Below are 14,353 nucleotides of genomic sequence, written 5' to 3' on the forward strand. Positions count from 1 at the left end.
TCAGACGAACCGCAACAGCGCCTCCTGGGCGAAGGAGGCGATCAGTGCTCCCTCCTCCGTCAGCACGTCCCCGCGTCCGAAACACCGCCCGTGTGCGGCCAGCGGACTGTGCTGGCGCAGTAGCAGCCACCGTCCCGTGTCGAACGGCCGGTGGAACCACACGGTGTGCGCCGTCACGGCCGAGACGAACGCCGTACCGGAGTCCGTCTGCGTCACGCCGGGCACCGGCCGCAGCGCGGTGCCGATCGGCGTGAGGTCGGTCGCGTACGCGAGGAGCGCGGGCGCGGCGACCCTCGGTGCTCCCGGGACACGGGTCCACAGCTCGTGGACGGGTGGTTCGGCCTTTTCGGTGTCGAGGTCGGTCGCCGCTCGTGACTCCCAGGGCAGCAGGGCGAGGTCCACCCGGCGTTCCGGGCCGGGGAGTGCGGGGGGCGGGTCGGTCGTCTGGCGTTCCGGGCCCTCCTCCCACGCGTGGAGGGCGGCGTTCGCCACCGCGATCACCCCGTGCCGCTGGCGTGCGACGAGCCGCACGGTCGCGAACGTGCGGCCCTGCTGCGGTACGTCGGTCTCGTAGCGCACCGGCTCGCCCGTACGGCCCTCGCGCAGGAACTGGGTGTGCAGGGACTTGAGCTCCTTGCCGGTCACGGACCGGGCCGCCGCGCGGGCGAACTGAGCCAGCAGTTGTCCGCCGAACAGCCGGCGGTACTCCAGCCGCTGCGAGGGGCCCTCGTAGGTGTGCTCGTCCACGGCCGTCAGATCGAGGCAGCCGAGCAGGTCGTGCCAGAGGTCGGCGGGCACCTGGCTCTCCTCACAGTTCGACGAGGCGCGGGGTGCGGCCCTCGCGCAGCAGCAGCGTCCCCGCCTCGCGCGTGAGGTCGCGGGCGGAGCCCAGCAGCCCGTCCAGGACCAGAGCGCGTTTGACGTGGAGGTGCAGCTGGTGTTCGGCGGTGAAGCCGATTCCGCCGAGCGCCTGCTGGCAGTGGCGGGCGGCAGTGAGCGCGGCCCGGCCTGCCGCCGCCTTGGCGAGGAGGGCGGACGTGTCGTCGTCCCCGGCGGCCGTCAGGACCGCCTCGGCGCCCTCCAGGGCGACGTGTGTCTCGGCCAGACGGTGACGCAGCGCCTGGAACGAGGCGAGCGGGCGTCCGAACTGGTGCCGGTCCAGGACGTGGCGGCGGGCCAGCGCGAGCATCGTCCGCCCGGTCCCGAGCAGCCACCAGCCCAGCGCCCGGCGCCCGCCGGCCAGGGGAACGGGACCGCCCTCGGCGACGCGCCGCAGCGGCAGCCCGGGGTCCAGCGCGGTGTCGCCCGCGTCACCGTCCCGTACCCACTCCACCCACAGCCCGCCCGTGTACGGCAGCGCCGGTGTCCGGCCCGGCGGACCTCCCGTCTCACGCAGGACCACATCGTTGAGGACGGAGGCGTGCGCACCGGTCTCGCCGAGCAGGCGGAAGACCAGGGCGACCGCCGTGTCCGGTTCCTCGGCGAGCATCTGGGTCCAGCCGAGGTCGGCGAGGGCGGTGTCGAGGCCGGTGCCCGAGGTGCCCGTCATCGTCTTGCGCAAGGTCTGCTCCAGCAGTTCGCGTTCGTCGGCGTCCACGAGCGGTCACTCCTTTCCGAGGCCCAGCAGGCGGCGGGCGACGATGTTGCGCTGGATCTCCGCGGTGCCGCCGTAGATGGTGGCTGCACGCGAGTAGAGGTACTCGGTGCGCCAAGTTCCCGCGTCCGTCAGCTCGACGGTGCCGGGCAGCAGGTCGCGCGCGGTGTCGAAGAGCCGCTGCTCGGCGGTGGCCAGGAGGATCTTGTCCACGGACGTCTCCGGCCCCAGCCTCCCCTCCTCGGCCAGTGCCCGCTGGGTGTGCGCCGAGCGGCAGCGTGCCGTGTGCAGGTCGAGCCAGACGGCGCCGAGGGAGTCGGCGTCCGGTTCGCAGCCGTCCGTCAGCAGCCGGTCCAGACGGCTGTGCAGATGAGCGATCCGGTGCCAGAAGCAGGTGGAGCGCTCGTGCGGCAGGAGGTCCATGGCCAGCTTCCAGCCGTCACCCGGCACGCCGAGCAGACGGTCGCCCGGGACGCGGACGTCGTCGAGGAAGACCTCGGCGAACTCGTCGACGCCGTGCATGGTGCGCAGCGGGCGGACGGTGATGCCGGGGGAGTCCATGTCGATGAGGAAGGCGCTGATGCCGTCGTGGCCTGGTCCGCCGGTGCGGGCCAGCAGGACGCAGCGGGCGGCGTACTGGGCGAGGCTCGTCCACACCTTCTGCCCGGACACCACCCAGCCGTCCGCGTCGCGCGTGGCCCGGGTGCTCAGCGAGGCCAGGTCGCTGCCCGAGCCCGGCTCGGAGAAGCCCTGGCACCACTGCTCCCGGCCGCTCAGCAGCCGGGGCACCATGTCGGCGGCCAGCGCCGGCGGCGCGTAGTCGATCAACGTGGGTACCAGGACCTCGACCATCGACCAGATGCCGGGTTCGGCCAGGTCGCGCGTGGCGATCTCCTCGCCGAGCACCGCCCGCAGGACACCGGGGCCGCCCAGCCCGCCGACCTCGCGGGGCCAGCCGTGGCGCATCCACCCCGCCTCCCACAGCGCCCGGCGGACCCGGGCGAGCTGGGCCACCTGGGCGTCGAGGCCGTGATCGTCGCCGGGGGCCAGATCGTGGCCGTCGAGCCAGGCCCGCAACTCCCGCCTGAAATCGGCGGTGTTCATGAGCGCGTGCGCTCGAAGGCGTGCGGGCGGCCCGAGTCGTGGTCGCCGCTGCGCCGGATGAAGGTCATGGCACGGGTGCGCAACCGCCACCCCTCGGCCGTCCGCACATACGTGTCGTTGTAGTAGCCGATGCGCAGGGCGTGCTCCGAGTGCTCGACGAAGCACAGCGGCTGGGTGCCGGTGGCCGTGTCGCCGTCCAGCTCGATCGCCGGGGTCCCCACGAGGAACAGCCCCTTGGGGGCCGCGGCGATCAACGCGGGGAACTCGTCGAGCGGATAGGTGTCGCCGAACGCGCTGTAACTGCCGCCCGCGGTGAACACGCCGAGCACCCTGTCCACGTCACCGCGGGTCATGGCGACCGCGTAGCGGGCGAGGAGTTGTTCGATCTCCACCAGGTCGTCGGTAGGGCTCACGGGGCCGCCTCTCTCGTCGTCCGCTCGGAATGAGAATGGGATTCTCGCTGATGAGTATCATGTACGGATGGTTGATTCTCCAATAGGGAGAAGCTAGTTTCCAAGCCATGGATCAATTCCTGGCCTTCACGGTGGTGGGCCTGAGCACCGCCGCGATCTACGCCGTGATCGGCAGCGGCCTGGTACTCACCCACACCACGGCGGGCGTCTTCAACTTCGCCCACGGCGCGGCCGGCATGCTCGCGGCCTTCTCCTACTGGCAGCTCGCCGTCGGCTGGGGATGGCCGGTGCCGCTCGCCCTCGCCACCGTGCTGCTCGTCCTCGCGCCGGCCTTCGGCCTCTTCGTCGAGCGGGTGCTGATGCGCCCGGTCCAGGCCCTCGGAGAGGCCGAACGCCTCGTCATGACGGTGGCCCTGCTCACCGGATGCATCGCGCTGGCCCGCTGGGTCTGGGACCCCAACACCGCCCGGCCTCTCGCCCCGTTCTTCGCCGACCGGTCCGCCATCCGGCTCGGCCCCGCCTCCATGACCTGGCACCAGGCCGTCACCATGGCCGTCGCGGTCGCCGTGGCCGCGGCACTGTGGTTCCTGCTGCACCGCACCCGGGCCGGCACGGAGATGCGCGCCTCGGTCGACGACCGCGCCCTGGCCGGCCTGACCGGCGCCGACCCGCTGCGGGCCGGCCGCCTCGCCTGGATACTCGGCATCCAGCTCGCCGCCGTCGGCGGAATCCTCATCGCGCCCACCGTCGCCCTCGACGCCCAGCAGCTCTCCCTGCTGATCGTCAGCGCCTACACCGCCGCCGTCTTCGGCAGGCTGCGCAGCCTGCCGCTCACCTTCCTCGGCGCGGTCGTGGTCGGCCTGCTGGAGGCCTACCTCGCCGGCTACCTGCCGCGGAACGACTTCCTGCCCGGCCTGCGCCTGGCCGCCCCCGCCCTGCTTCTCCTCCTGGCGCTGCTCGCCTTCCCGCACCGCCGGCTGCGCGGCCGCGACCGCCGACTGGTCCGCGTACCGCTGCCCACCGCACGCGGCAGCCTCGTCTTCGCGGGCAGCGTCGTGCTCCTCGCGGTCGTCCTGGTCACCGTCCTGACCGAGGACGCGATCATCTCCTACGGCACGGTCTTCTCCCTCGGCGTCATCGCCCTGTCCTTTGTGCCGCTGGCCGGCTTCACGGGACAGATCTCGCTGTGCCAGCTGTCCATCGCGGGCATCGGCGCGGTGGTGTGGGGCCACCTCGGCGCGCACGGCGAGCTGTGGGCGCTGCCCGTCGCCGTGCTGATCGCGGCAGGCGTGGGAGCACTCGTCGCCCTTCCCGCGCTGCGTCTTTCCGGCGTCTATCTGGCGCTCGGCACCGCCGCCTTCGCCGTCATCCTCGACCGCTGGGTCTTCACCCTCCCCGCCTTCGACGTGTTCGGCGTGCGCATCGCCCTGTTCGACCAGGGCTCCGTGCCGGTCACCGGCCCCGACCTGTTCGGCTGGCACCTCACCTCGCCCACCCAACTGCTGCTGCTGGCCGCCGTCCTCCTCGCGCTCGCCTCGCTCGCCGTGGCCGCGCTGCGCCGAGGCCGCTTCGGCCGTCGGCTGATCGCCCTGCGCGACAGCGAGGCCGCCTTCGCCACCCTCGGCGGGCGCCTGCTCGGCGCCAAGGTCGCCGTCTTCGCCCTGTCGGCCGGGCTCGCCGGCCTCGGCGGGGCCCTCTACGGCATGCAGTTGCAGACCGTCACCGCCGAGCAGTTCAACCTCGTCGCCGGCCTGCCGATCTTCCTCATCGCTGTCATCGGAGGGCTCGGAGCCGTGGGAACGGGCCTGTTCGCCGGGCTCGCCTTCGTCGTCCCCACGCAACTGTTCGCGGAACTCGGCAGCTGGGCACACGACCTCTCGACGCTGCTCATCGCACTCGCCGGGATGGGCCTCGCGCACAGTCCGGCCGGAGTGGTCCCGCGGATGCACGCCGAGTGGGCGAAACTCGCCCGCGACCGGACTCTGTTCCCCGTACTGCTCGGTGTGCTCGCCCTGTGCTGGCTGCTCGCCGCCACCGACTCGGTGAGCGGCGGCCTGGTCCTCGTGGCGGCCCTCGTGGCAGCTCTGTCGCTCAACGCCCGCGCGTCCGCGCGGCGACAACCGGCCCCGGACATCCCCGTGGAGTGGTGGGGCCTGCGCCGACCGTGGAAGCCCGAGGACGGGGAGGTGCTGAGCCGTGCCACTGCTGCGAGCTGAGGAGGTGAGCGTCTCCTTCGGAGGGCGCCGCGCCCTGGACACGGTGACCGTGGCCGCGGAAGCGGGCCGCGTCACCGGGCTCATCGGACCCAACGGAGCCGGGAAGAGCACCCTGTTCGACGTCATCTCCGGACTGCGCCGGCCGCTCACCGGCCGGGTCCTGCTCGACGGACACGACATCACCCGGGAGGGCCCGGCCCGCCGAGCCCGACGCGGACTCTCCCGCACCTTCCAGCACCTGGAGCTGTTCGGACGCCTCACCGTCCGCGACAACCTCCTCGTCGCCGCCGAACTCGGCCCCGGCCGACGCCAGGCGGCCCGTACGGCGGACCGGGTACTGGACCGCCTGGGACTGACGGACCAGGCCGACGCGCCCGCAGACGCCCTGCCCACCGGCGTGGCCCGGCTCGTCGAGGTCGCCCGCGCGCTTGTCCTGGAACCGAAGGTCCTGCTCCTCGACGAACCCGCCGCGGGCCAGGATACCGAGGAGACCGGCCGCTTCGCCGACCTGCTCCGCTCCCTCGCCGCCGAGGGCACCGCCGTACTCCTCGTCGAACACGACATGAGCCTGGTGATGACCGTCTGCGACGAGGTCCACGTCCTCGACCTCGGCACCGTCGTCGCCAGCGGCCCGCCCGCGCGGATCCGGCACGACAAAACGGTACTCGCGGCCTACCTGGGGGAGGAATGACCATGGGCGCCGTCGGGGGGCCGCTCCTCGAACTGAGCGGTGTGCGCGCCGCGTACGACGGCATCACCGTCCTGCACGGCGTGGACCTCACGGTCGACGCCGGCCAGGTCGTGGCGCTGCTCGGCCCCAACGGGGCGGGCAAGACCACCACCCTGAACGTGGCCTCCGGAGTCCACCCGCCCAGCGGCGGCCGGCTGCTCCTCGGCGGCCGAGACGTCTCCGGGGCCCGCGCCGGGGACCTCGCCCGCGCCGGCGTCTGCCTCATCCCCGAGGGGCGCGGAGTCTTCCCCAATCTCTCGGTGCGGGACAACCTCTGGATGATGACCTTCACGGGCCGCGCCCGGGAAGAGATCGAGGACGCCGCCTACGCCCGCTTCCCCGTCCTCGGCGACCGCCGCACCCAGGCGGCCGGCACTCTGTCCGGCGGCGAGCAGCAGATGCTCGCCCTCGCCCGCGGACTCACCACCGACCCCGCCGTCCTCCTGCTCGATGAACTCTCCATGGGCCTGGCCCCGCTGGTCGTGGCGGACCTGTACGAACGGGTCGCGGACATCGCCCGGGAGGGTGTCGCGGTCCTGATCGTCGAACAGTTCGCCGCCGCCGTACTGAAGATCGCCGACCACGCCGCCGTCCTGGCCCGCGGCCGGATCCCGTGGCAGGGACCTCCCGACAGGTCCCTGCACGCCGAACTCTCCTCCTACTACCTGGGGAGCGCCCCATGACGTCCAGCCCCGCACCGCGACCACGCGCGGAACGGTTCGCCCGCGAACTCGCCGAGCTGAAGATCCCGGACCCCGCCACCGCGCGCGCCGCCCTGTGGCTCCGCCTCGGCGGTCTGCTGATGGCCGTGGGGCTCGTGCTCGGCGCGGTCGCCTTCCCTCTCGCCCACGGCACGGACAACTCGCTCGCCCAGGGCGACGCCCTCGCCGTCGGCCTCGGCGGGATCGCCGCCGCGGTGGTGGGCGCGGCCCTCTTCCTGCGCTACTCGCTCACCGGTTTCCTGCGTTTCTGGCTGGCTCGCCAGTCCTACGACCTGGAGCTGCTGGGGGAGCGGCTCACCACGACACTCCCGACCCACCCTCTCCCGGAAGGAGATCCACACCATGGCGTCCCCCGCACCGACCCCGCGCCCCGGTGACCAGCTCGCCTCGGCCACCGGCACCACACGGGTGATCGTCATCCGGGCCCCGCAGCAGGCCGCCGGCCCCATCGAGTGCGGCGGCAGCCCGATGGTCCCCGCCGATCAGGCACCCGCCCCGGCCCCGGCCGGGGAGGCCACGGGCACCTTGATCGGCAAACGGTACGTGGACCCGGCCGACACCCTCGAACTCCTCTGTACCGCGTCGGGCCCCGGCCACCTCGCCTACGCAGGGGAACCGCTGACCATCAAAGCGCCCAAGGCGCTGCCCGCCTCCGACTGAACCGAGACCGAGCCCCGAGGAGGGTCCTCATGGACCGCGACGACATGATCCTGATCAGCGTCGACGACCACATCATCGAGCCGCCCGACATCTTCGCCAACCACCTGCCGGCCCGCTACAAGAAGGACGCCCCGCGCCTGGTCCACCGAGACGACGGCACCGACGTCTGGCAGTTCCGGGACAACTCCGTCGGCAACGTCGCGCTCAACGCGGTCGCCGGGCGTCCCAAGGAGGAGTACGGCATGGAGCCGCAGGGCCTGGCCGAGATCAGGCCCGGCTGCTACGACGTCGACGAGCGGGTCGCCGACATGAACGCAGGCGGCGTCCTGGCCCAGATGAACTTCCCCTCCTTCCCCGGCTTCTCCGCCCGGATGTTCGCCACCGAGGATTCCGACTTCTCCCTCGCCCTGGTGCGCGCCTACAACGACTGGCACATCGACGAGTGGTGCGGCGCCCACCCCGGACGGTTCATCCCCATGGCGCTGCCGGCGATCTGGGACGCCGAGCTGTGCGCCCAGGAGATCCGGAGGGTCGCGGAGAAGGGCTGCCACGCGCTGACCTTCCCGGAGAACCCGGTCCCGCTCGGCTACCCGAGTTTCCACACCGAGTACTGGGACCCGGTGTGGCGGGCGCTGACCGACTGCGGCACGGTGATGAACCTGCACATCGGCTCCTCGGGGCGCCTCGCCATCACCGCTCCCGACGCCCCGCCGGACGTCATGATCACCCTCCAGCCGATCAACCTGGTCCAGGCGGCGGCCGACCTGATCTGGTCCCGCGTCCTGAAGGAGTACCCGAGCGTCAGGATCGCGCTGTCCGAGGGCGGCACCGGCTGGATCCCGTACTTCCTGGACCGGATCGACCGCACCTTCGAGATGCACGCCACCTGGACCCTCCAGGACTTCGGCGGCAAGCTGCCGTCGGAGGTGTTTCGCGAGCACTTCCTGACCTGCTTCATCTCCGACCCCGTCGGTGTGAAGCTCCGGCACGACATCGGCGTCGACAACATCTGCTGGGAGGCGGACTACCCGCACAGCGACTCCATGTGGCCCAACGCCCCGGAAGAGCTGCACGAGGTGCTCACGGCGAACAACGTGCCGGACGACGAGATCAACAAGATGACCCACGAGAACGCGATGCGCTGGTACTCCTTCGACCCGTTCGCGCACGTGCCGCGCGAGCAGGCCACGGTGGGTGCCCTGCGCAAGGCCGCCGAGGGACACGACGTGTCCGTCCAGCCCCGCAGCAAGCAGGCGGCCGTCGCTCCGCTGGAGAAGCTGGCCAACTACCGCAGGAAGGCGGAGGCGGCCCTGGCGGCGGCGCGCGACTGAGTTCCGAGCCGAACGGACCGGTCCGGTGCCCCGAGGGCGCCGGGCCGGTTTCGTGTGTGCTCGTAGCGGCGGGCCGTGCCGGCCCGGCGGCGCGCGGGGAGCCTCAGACCACCTTCTGCGGACGGGGCCAGGGCATCCCGTGCAGCCGCTCGATGTCGGAGTTGAACCGCTGGAGGTAGTCGGCGAACGCCGCGATGTCCTCCTCCGGCCAGTCGGCCATGATGCGGTTCAGACTGGCGACGACTCCCGTTCGTTCCTCGTCGAGGCGCCGTTCGCCCTCCTCGGTGATGCGGAACTTGCGGGCCATGCCTCCGTCGGGGTCGGGGATGCGCTCGACGAGGCCCGCGCGCATCGCTGCCGCGGTCTGCCGGTTGAGCGTGGAGACGTCCAGTCCGAAGGCGTCGCCGAGCTGCCCGATCGACATCGGACCCTCCACGCGGATGCGGCTGAGCAGAATGTAGGCGCTGCGGTCCAGGACACCACCGGTACGGCGGCCCTTGCCCTTGTGCAGGTGCATGTACCGGCCCAGCAGCATCTGCTCGAACTCGACTCGGTCCGTGGCCCCGCCTGCCGTGTCCACTGCCGTCTCCCTTCGTGCCGCGACTCCCGAGAGTTCGCTTCCCGTCCATCATATGCATCGCACATGCAATATGGCGGATACACAAGATGTGTATGATGCATATTGCACCCGATGCGAGGTGCCCCCGTTGACGTTTCTCAGAGGAGCTCCACCATGGACGGCCCTCAGCCGACCGCCCGCTCGAACGGCGTCGTCGCCACACTCGCCCTGGCGGGCACCGTCGCCGCGATCATGCAGACCTTGGTGACCCCGCTGATCGCGGATCTGCCACAGATACTGGACACGACGCCCTCCAACGCGGCGTGGGTGATCACGGTCACGCTCCTCGTCGCGGGCGTGTGCGTCCCGGTCTCCGGGCGCCTCGGTGATCTGATCGGCAAGCGGCGGATGCTGCTGGTCTGTGGCGTGCCCCTGGTCATCGGCTCGGTGGTCTGCGCGCTCTCCTCGACCGTCGTGCCGATGATCGTCGGACGTGGTCTGCAGGGCATGGGCATGGGTATGGTGCCGCTGGGAATCGCCCTCCTGCGCGATGTCGTCCCGCAGGAGAAGCTGAGCGGCTCCATCGCCCTGGTCAGCGCCTCCATGGGGATCGGCGGTGCCCTCGGCCTGCCCATCGCCGCCGCCGTCGCGCAGTACGCCAACTGGCGTGTGCTGTTCTGGGGTTCGGCCGGGCTGGCCCTGCTGATCGGTGCGCTGATCTACTTCGTCGTCCCGGACGTGCCCGCCGCCGCCAAGGGCCAGCGTTTCGACGCCCCCGGAGCCATCGGTCTCGCCATCGGCCTGGTCTCCCTGCTCCTGGCGATCTCCAAGGGCGGCGACTGGGGCTGGACCTCGGGCACCACGCTGGGCCTGTTCGCCCTGGCGGTCGTGGCCCTGCTCGTCTGGGGCTTCTACGAGCTGCGTACCCGTGACCCGCTGGTCGACCTGCGCACCACCGCCCGCCCGCGCGTGCTGCTCACCAACGGTGCCTCCATCCTGATCGGCGTCGGGATGTACGCCTTCATGCTGATCGCGCCGCAGCTGCTCCAGTTCCCCGAGGCCACCGGCTACGGGCTGGGTGAGTCGATCCTGGCGACGGGTCTGTGGATGGCGCCCGGAGGCGTGATGATGATGATCGTCTCCCCGCTCGGCGGGAAGCTGATCAACGCGCGCGGTCCGAAGGTCGCTCTGGTCCTCGGAGCGCTGGTGATGGCCGCCGGCTACGGGCTCGCGCTCGTGCTGATGGGGTCCGCCTGGGGCCTGATGGTCGTCGGTATCGTCATCAACAGCGGTGTCGGCCTCGCCTACGGCGCGATGCCCGCCCTGATCATGAGTGCCGTCCCGGTCTCCGAGACGGCGGCGGCCAACGGCTTCAACACCCTCATGCGTTCGCTCGGCACGACGATCGGCTCGGCGGTGATCGGTGTGGTCCTGGCGCAGATGACCATCACGATGGGGGGCCAGACGCTCGCCTCCGAGGACGGCTTCCGCACGGGTCTGCTGATCGGCTGCGGTGTGGCGCTCGTGTCGGCCGCCGTCGCGGTCATGATCCCCGCCGTCCGCGGCGAGGGAGGCCGTGCCGGTGAGGAGCCGGCCTCCGCGGAGCAGTCTCCGGCTCGCGTCTGAGCCGGTACAGGGCCCGGTGCGCAGCGTCCGGCTGCGATCACCCGGCCCTGACGTGTACGGGGGGTCACTCGTGCCGCGGTGACAGGCCGGCGACGAGGACGGCGTTGGTGACGGCCGCGGCCTGGCGGAGCGGTATTGCCTCCTGGTAACCGGCCGACTCGTACCAGGCTCGTGCCGCTTCCACCGAGTCGAACTCGACGATGACCGTTCGGTCGCCGTGCCACTCGCCCTCCAGGACCTGGGGGCGGTGGTCGACGGCCCGGACTCGGGCGCCGGCACCGGTCATCGACGCTGCGGATGCCTTGCCGTAGGCGGCCATGCCCTCCTCGTCCCTGATGGCTTCGGTCATGATGAGGTACGCCTTGGGCATCGGATCTCCTTCGCCCGGGTCGTCAGCCCGTGGTCGTGATGGCGCGCTCGGGGCACAGGGCGGCGGCCCTGCGCACGGACTGCTCGTGCTCGGTGGGGACCTCGGACAGCAGGACCATGGAGTACCCGTCGTCGCTCAGGTCGAAGACCTCGGGACAGATGCCACAGCAAACCCCGTGCCCGCGGCAGCGGTCGTCGTCGACCGTGACCTTCATCGCGCCTCGCTCCCGGTGCTGTCGGCGGTCTTGACGGTGTCGAACTCGAGGTGCAGTTGGGTCAGTCCGCGCAGGATGAACGTCGGGACGTAGCTGTAGCGGCGGTTGCTGGCCGGCCCGTGCGCCCGCTCGGAGATCCTGATGTCCGTCGTGCGGTCCAGCAGGCGTTCGATCGCCACCCGCGCCTCGGCCCGGGCCAGCGGCGCGCCCGGACAGCTGTGGATGCCGCGACCGAAGGCGATGTGCCGCCGGGCGTTGGCCCGCTCGAGGTCGAAGATTTCGGGATCGGTGAACTGGCGCGGATCGCGGTTCGCGGCGCTGTTGACGAGCATCACCGTGGTGCCGGCCGGGAGATCGACCCCGCCCACCGTCGTGGCTGTCCGCGCCAGTCGGAAGTCGCCTTTGACCGGGCTTTCCGTGCGCAGTGACTCCTCGATGAACGCGGGGACGCGCCGGCGTTCGGCCCGCAGCAGCCGTTGCAGCTCGGGACGCTCGGCGAGGGTCCGCAGCGCTGAGCCGAGCAGGCGGACGGTCGTCTCCTGGCCGGCCGCGAACAGGTTGGCGGCGACACGGACGACGTCGGCGACCTCGGGGATCGAGCCGTCGGGGAAGGTCGCGGTGGCCAGACCCGTCAGGACGTCCTCGCGTGGCTCGCGGCGGCGCTGCTCGATGTACGTCGTGAACCGCGCGTAGAGGAACTCCAAGGGTGACTGCTCCAGGACCTCTTCGCCGGTGCTGCCGATGCCGGCCCCGTGCGCCTCCGGGCGCTGGAGCCTGGCCCGGAACTCCGCGCGATCCTCCTCGGGCACGCCGAGCAGGTCGGCGATGACGAGCATGGTGAAGGGGCCCGCGAAGTCGCGGACGAGGTCCCCCTCACCCCGGGGCAGGTAGTCTTCCAGGACCCCGTCGGCGATGCGCCACATGGCGGCCTCGTTCTCCTTGAGGCGCTTGGGCGTGATCAGGCGCATCAGCAGGGCGCGATGGGCGGTGTGCACGGGCGGATCGAGGGTGGGCAGCTGGTCGCTCATGGGCAGCTCGTCGCGGTGCCGTGCGATCAGCTCACTGACGTCGTCCCCTTCCAGGGGGACTGGGAACCCGGGGAACGGGCCAGTGACCGACGTGCACGACGAGAACGTCTCGTGGTCGTTGTAGATCTGCACCGCCTCTTCATAGCCCGTCACCATGACCACGTCGTGGTGCGGTTCGCGCTGCAGAGGGCATCGCGCCCGCAGGTGCTCGAAGTAGGGGTAGGGATCCGTGACGAGCGCGTCGTCCCGGAAGAAGTCGATCGCGTCATGGTCCGTCATGGAGTGAGAACGCCTCCTTCGTCTTGCCCGTTGAACGGGGACGATAGCTTGCATATCTGCTACGGAGAAGGGAGTTATCGAGGAAACCCTCCTTCGAGTCGACCTCGCGTCCTTGACGGTTACGCAAAAAGGAGAATACCGTTCTCACAGATCGAGATCACAGTTACCGAGCGAGCTGTACGAGCGGCGTCGTCAACTGGAGGACCCGACCCCATGGCGCATTTCAAGAAGCCCGAAGAGGGTAGTTGGACCGAGCATCTCAAGGTCGACACCGAGCCGGTCTCCTACGCGGACTCGACCTCGCCCGAGCACTACGAACTGGAGCGGGAGGCGATCTTCAAGCGCACCTGGCTCAACGTCGGACGCGTCGAGCAGCTCCCGCGCAAGGGCAGCTACTTCACCAAGGAGCTGGACGCCGCTCGGACCTCCGTCATCGTGGTGCGCGGCACCGACGGAGAGGTGCGCGCCTTCCACAACGTGTGCCGGCACCGCGGCAACAAGCTCGTCTGGAACGACTTCCCGCGGGAGGAGACCAGCGGCGTCTGCCGCCAGTTCACGTGCAAGTACCACGCCTGGCGCTACGACCTGGACGGCAAGCTCGCCTTCGTCCAGCAGGAGGGCGAGTTCTTCGATCTGGACAAGTCGGATTACGGTCTCAAGCAGGTCCGGGCCGAGGTGTGGGAAGGGTTCATCTTCGTCAACCTCGACACCGAGAACACCACGCCACTTCGGGAGTACCTGGGCGAGCTGGCCAAGGGCATCGAGGGGTACCCGTTCCACAAGCTGACCCAGGTGCACAAGTACCGCGCCGAGATCGGCAGCAACTGGAAGCTCTTCATCGACGCGTTCGCCGAGTTCTACCACGCGCCGATCCTGCACTCCGGCCAGTACACGCCCGACCAGGCCCGCCGGATCGCCAAGTACGGGTACGAAGGGCTCCACTACGACATCGACGGCCCGCACAGCATGGTGTCGTCCTGGGGCGGCATCGCCCCGCCGCACGACCGCGAGATGGTCAAGCCCATCGAGGCGGCGCTGCGCAGTGGTCTGTTCGGCCCGTGGGACGCGCCGGACATCGGAATGACCACCGAGGAGCTGCCGCCGGCCATCAACCCCACACGCGACCCGCGCTGGGGCATGGACTCCTTCGTCTTCTTCCCCAACTTCATGCTGCTCGTCTGGCGGCCGAACTGGGTGCTCACGTACCACTACTGGCCGACCTCGTACAACACCCACATCTTCGAGGGGACGTGCTACTTCGTCCCGCCCAAGAACGCCTTCGAGCGGCTCCAGCAGGAACTGGCCGCCGTGTCGTTCAAGGAGTACGGCCTCCAGGACGGCAACACGCTGGAAGCGACCCAGACCATGCTCGAGTCGGGCACGGTCGACCGTTTCCCGCTGAACGACCAGGAAGTACTCCTGCGGCACCTCCACCGCTCCGCCGAGGAGCACGTCCGCGAGCACCAGCGCCGTACGTCCGGCGCCCCGGCAGCGTCCTGACCCCGAG

The 14,353-nt window shown here is 70.8% G+C and carries 16 protein-coding genes; 8 read left to right on the forward strand and 8 right to left on the reverse strand.

The window, feature by feature from the left end:
• The 4 genes from RIF68_RS01080 to RIF68_RS01095 are packed head-to-tail and all read right to left on the reverse strand — an operon-like array spanning position 1 to position 3,111.
• Positions 1-798 carry an acyl-CoA thioesterase domain-containing protein gene (locus RIF68_RS01080; RefSeq protein WP_309049196.1) on the reverse strand — a complete coding sequence of 266 codons (798 nt, stop codon included), beginning with the start codon at positions 796-798 and terminating at the stop codon, positions 1-3.
• A gap of 10 nt (positions 799-808) precedes the next feature.
• A complete protein-coding gene (locus RIF68_RS01085; RefSeq protein WP_309049197.1) occupies positions 809-1,597 on the reverse strand; it encodes an acyl-CoA dehydrogenase family protein in 789 nt (262 codons plus the stop codon).
• Between the two features lie 6 nt (positions 1,598-1,603).
• Complete coding sequence (locus RIF68_RS01090; protein ID WP_309049198.1) at positions 1,604-2,698, reverse strand: acyl-CoA dehydrogenase family protein; 1,095 nt, start codon at positions 2,696-2,698, stop codon at positions 1,604-1,606.
• Positions 2,695-3,111 (reverse strand): nuclear transport factor 2 family protein, encoded by a 417-nt coding sequence (locus tag RIF68_RS01095; RefSeq protein ID WP_279562167.1) that lies wholly within the window; start codon positions 3,109-3,111, stop codon positions 2,695-2,697. Before RIF68_RS01095 ends, RIF68_RS01090 begins: the two co-directional genes overlap by 4 nt.
• A 107-nt stretch (positions 3,112-3,218) precedes the next feature.
• On the opposite strand from RIF68_RS01095, the gene RIF68_RS01100 reads away from it, so the two are divergent.
• Genes RIF68_RS01100 through RIF68_RS01125 form a run of 6 tightly spaced genes read left to right on the forward strand, consistent with a single transcriptional unit; the run spans position 3,219 to position 8,770 of the window.
• Entirely contained in the window at positions 3,219-5,327 is a 2,109-nt protein-coding gene (locus tag RIF68_RS01100; RefSeq protein WP_309049199.1) for an ABC transporter permease, read from the forward strand.
• The gene (locus RIF68_RS01105; protein WP_279562165.1) at positions 5,308-6,018 is read left to right on the forward strand and encodes an ABC transporter ATP-binding protein; all 711 of its coding nucleotides are present in this window, start codon (positions 5,308-5,310) and stop codon (positions 6,016-6,018) included. Before RIF68_RS01100 ends, RIF68_RS01105 begins: the two co-directional genes overlap by 20 nt.
• A gap of 2 nt (positions 6,019-6,020) precedes the next feature.
• Entirely contained in the window at positions 6,021-6,740 is a 720-nt protein-coding gene (locus tag RIF68_RS01110; RefSeq protein WP_279562164.1) for an ABC transporter ATP-binding protein, read from the forward strand.
• Entirely contained in the window at positions 6,737-7,156 is a 420-nt protein-coding gene (locus RIF68_RS01115) for a hypothetical protein (protein WP_309049200.1), read from the forward strand. Before RIF68_RS01110 ends, RIF68_RS01115 begins: the two co-directional genes overlap by 4 nt.
• Entirely contained in the window at positions 7,122-7,439 is a 318-nt protein-coding gene (locus RIF68_RS01120) for a hypothetical protein (protein WP_309049201.1), read from the forward strand. The genes RIF68_RS01115 and RIF68_RS01120 overlap by 35 nt, the downstream gene beginning before the upstream one ends.
• Positions 7,440-7,468: 29 nt before the next feature.
• Entirely contained in the window at positions 7,469-8,770 is a 1,302-nt protein-coding gene (locus RIF68_RS01125; protein ID WP_191887587.1) for an amidohydrolase family protein, read from the forward strand.
• A gap of 103 nt (positions 8,771-8,873) precedes the next feature.
• Here RIF68_RS01125 and RIF68_RS01130 read toward each other — a convergent pair whose 3' ends face one another.
• Positions 8,874-9,305 (reverse strand): MarR family winged helix-turn-helix transcriptional regulator, encoded by a 432-nt coding sequence (locus RIF68_RS01130; RefSeq protein ID WP_279562273.1) that lies wholly within the window; start codon positions 9,303-9,305, stop codon positions 8,874-8,876.
• A gap of 198 nt (positions 9,306-9,503) precedes the next feature.
• Here RIF68_RS01130 and RIF68_RS01135 point away from each other — a divergent pair, with 198 nt between their 5' ends.
• The gene (locus tag RIF68_RS01135; protein WP_309049202.1) at positions 9,504-10,955 is read left to right on the forward strand and encodes an MFS transporter; all 1,452 of its coding nucleotides are present in this window, start codon (positions 9,504-9,506) and stop codon (positions 10,953-10,955) included.
• Between the two features lie 64 nt (positions 10,956-11,019).
• Here RIF68_RS01135 and RIF68_RS01140 read toward each other — a convergent pair whose 3' ends face one another.
• Genes RIF68_RS01140 through RIF68_RS01150 form a run of 3 tightly spaced genes read right to left on the reverse strand, consistent with a single transcriptional unit; the run spans position 11,020 to position 12,846 of the window.
• The gene (locus RIF68_RS01140) at positions 11,020-11,325 is read right to left on the reverse strand and encodes a DUF1330 domain-containing protein (protein WP_279562160.1); all 306 of its coding nucleotides are present in this window, start codon (positions 11,323-11,325) and stop codon (positions 11,020-11,022) included.
• 22 nt (positions 11,326-11,347) lie between these two features.
• On the reverse strand, positions 11,348-11,539 hold the full coding sequence (locus RIF68_RS01145; protein ID WP_279562159.1) for a ferredoxin: 192 nt from the start codon (positions 11,537-11,539) through the stop codon (positions 11,348-11,350).
• Positions 11,536-12,846 carry a cytochrome P450 gene (locus RIF68_RS01150; RefSeq protein ID WP_309049203.1) on the reverse strand — a complete coding sequence of 437 codons (1,311 nt, stop codon included), beginning with the start codon at positions 12,844-12,846 and terminating at the stop codon, positions 11,536-11,538. Before RIF68_RS01150 ends, RIF68_RS01145 begins: the two co-directional genes overlap by 4 nt.
• Before the next feature lie 213 nt (positions 12,847-13,059).
• Here RIF68_RS01150 and RIF68_RS01155 point away from each other — a divergent pair, with 213 nt between their 5' ends.
• Complete coding sequence (locus RIF68_RS01155; protein WP_279562157.1) at positions 13,060-14,346, forward strand: aromatic ring-hydroxylating dioxygenase subunit alpha; 1,287 nt, start codon at positions 13,060-13,062, stop codon at positions 14,344-14,346.
• Positions 14,347-14,353: the final 7 nt, after the last annotated feature.

Source organism: Streptomyces sp. (assembly GCF_031178505.1).
In the GTDB taxonomy this organism is placed as follows: Bacteria; Actinomycetota; Actinomycetes; order Streptomycetales; family Streptomycetaceae; genus Streptomyces; species Streptomyces gulbargensis.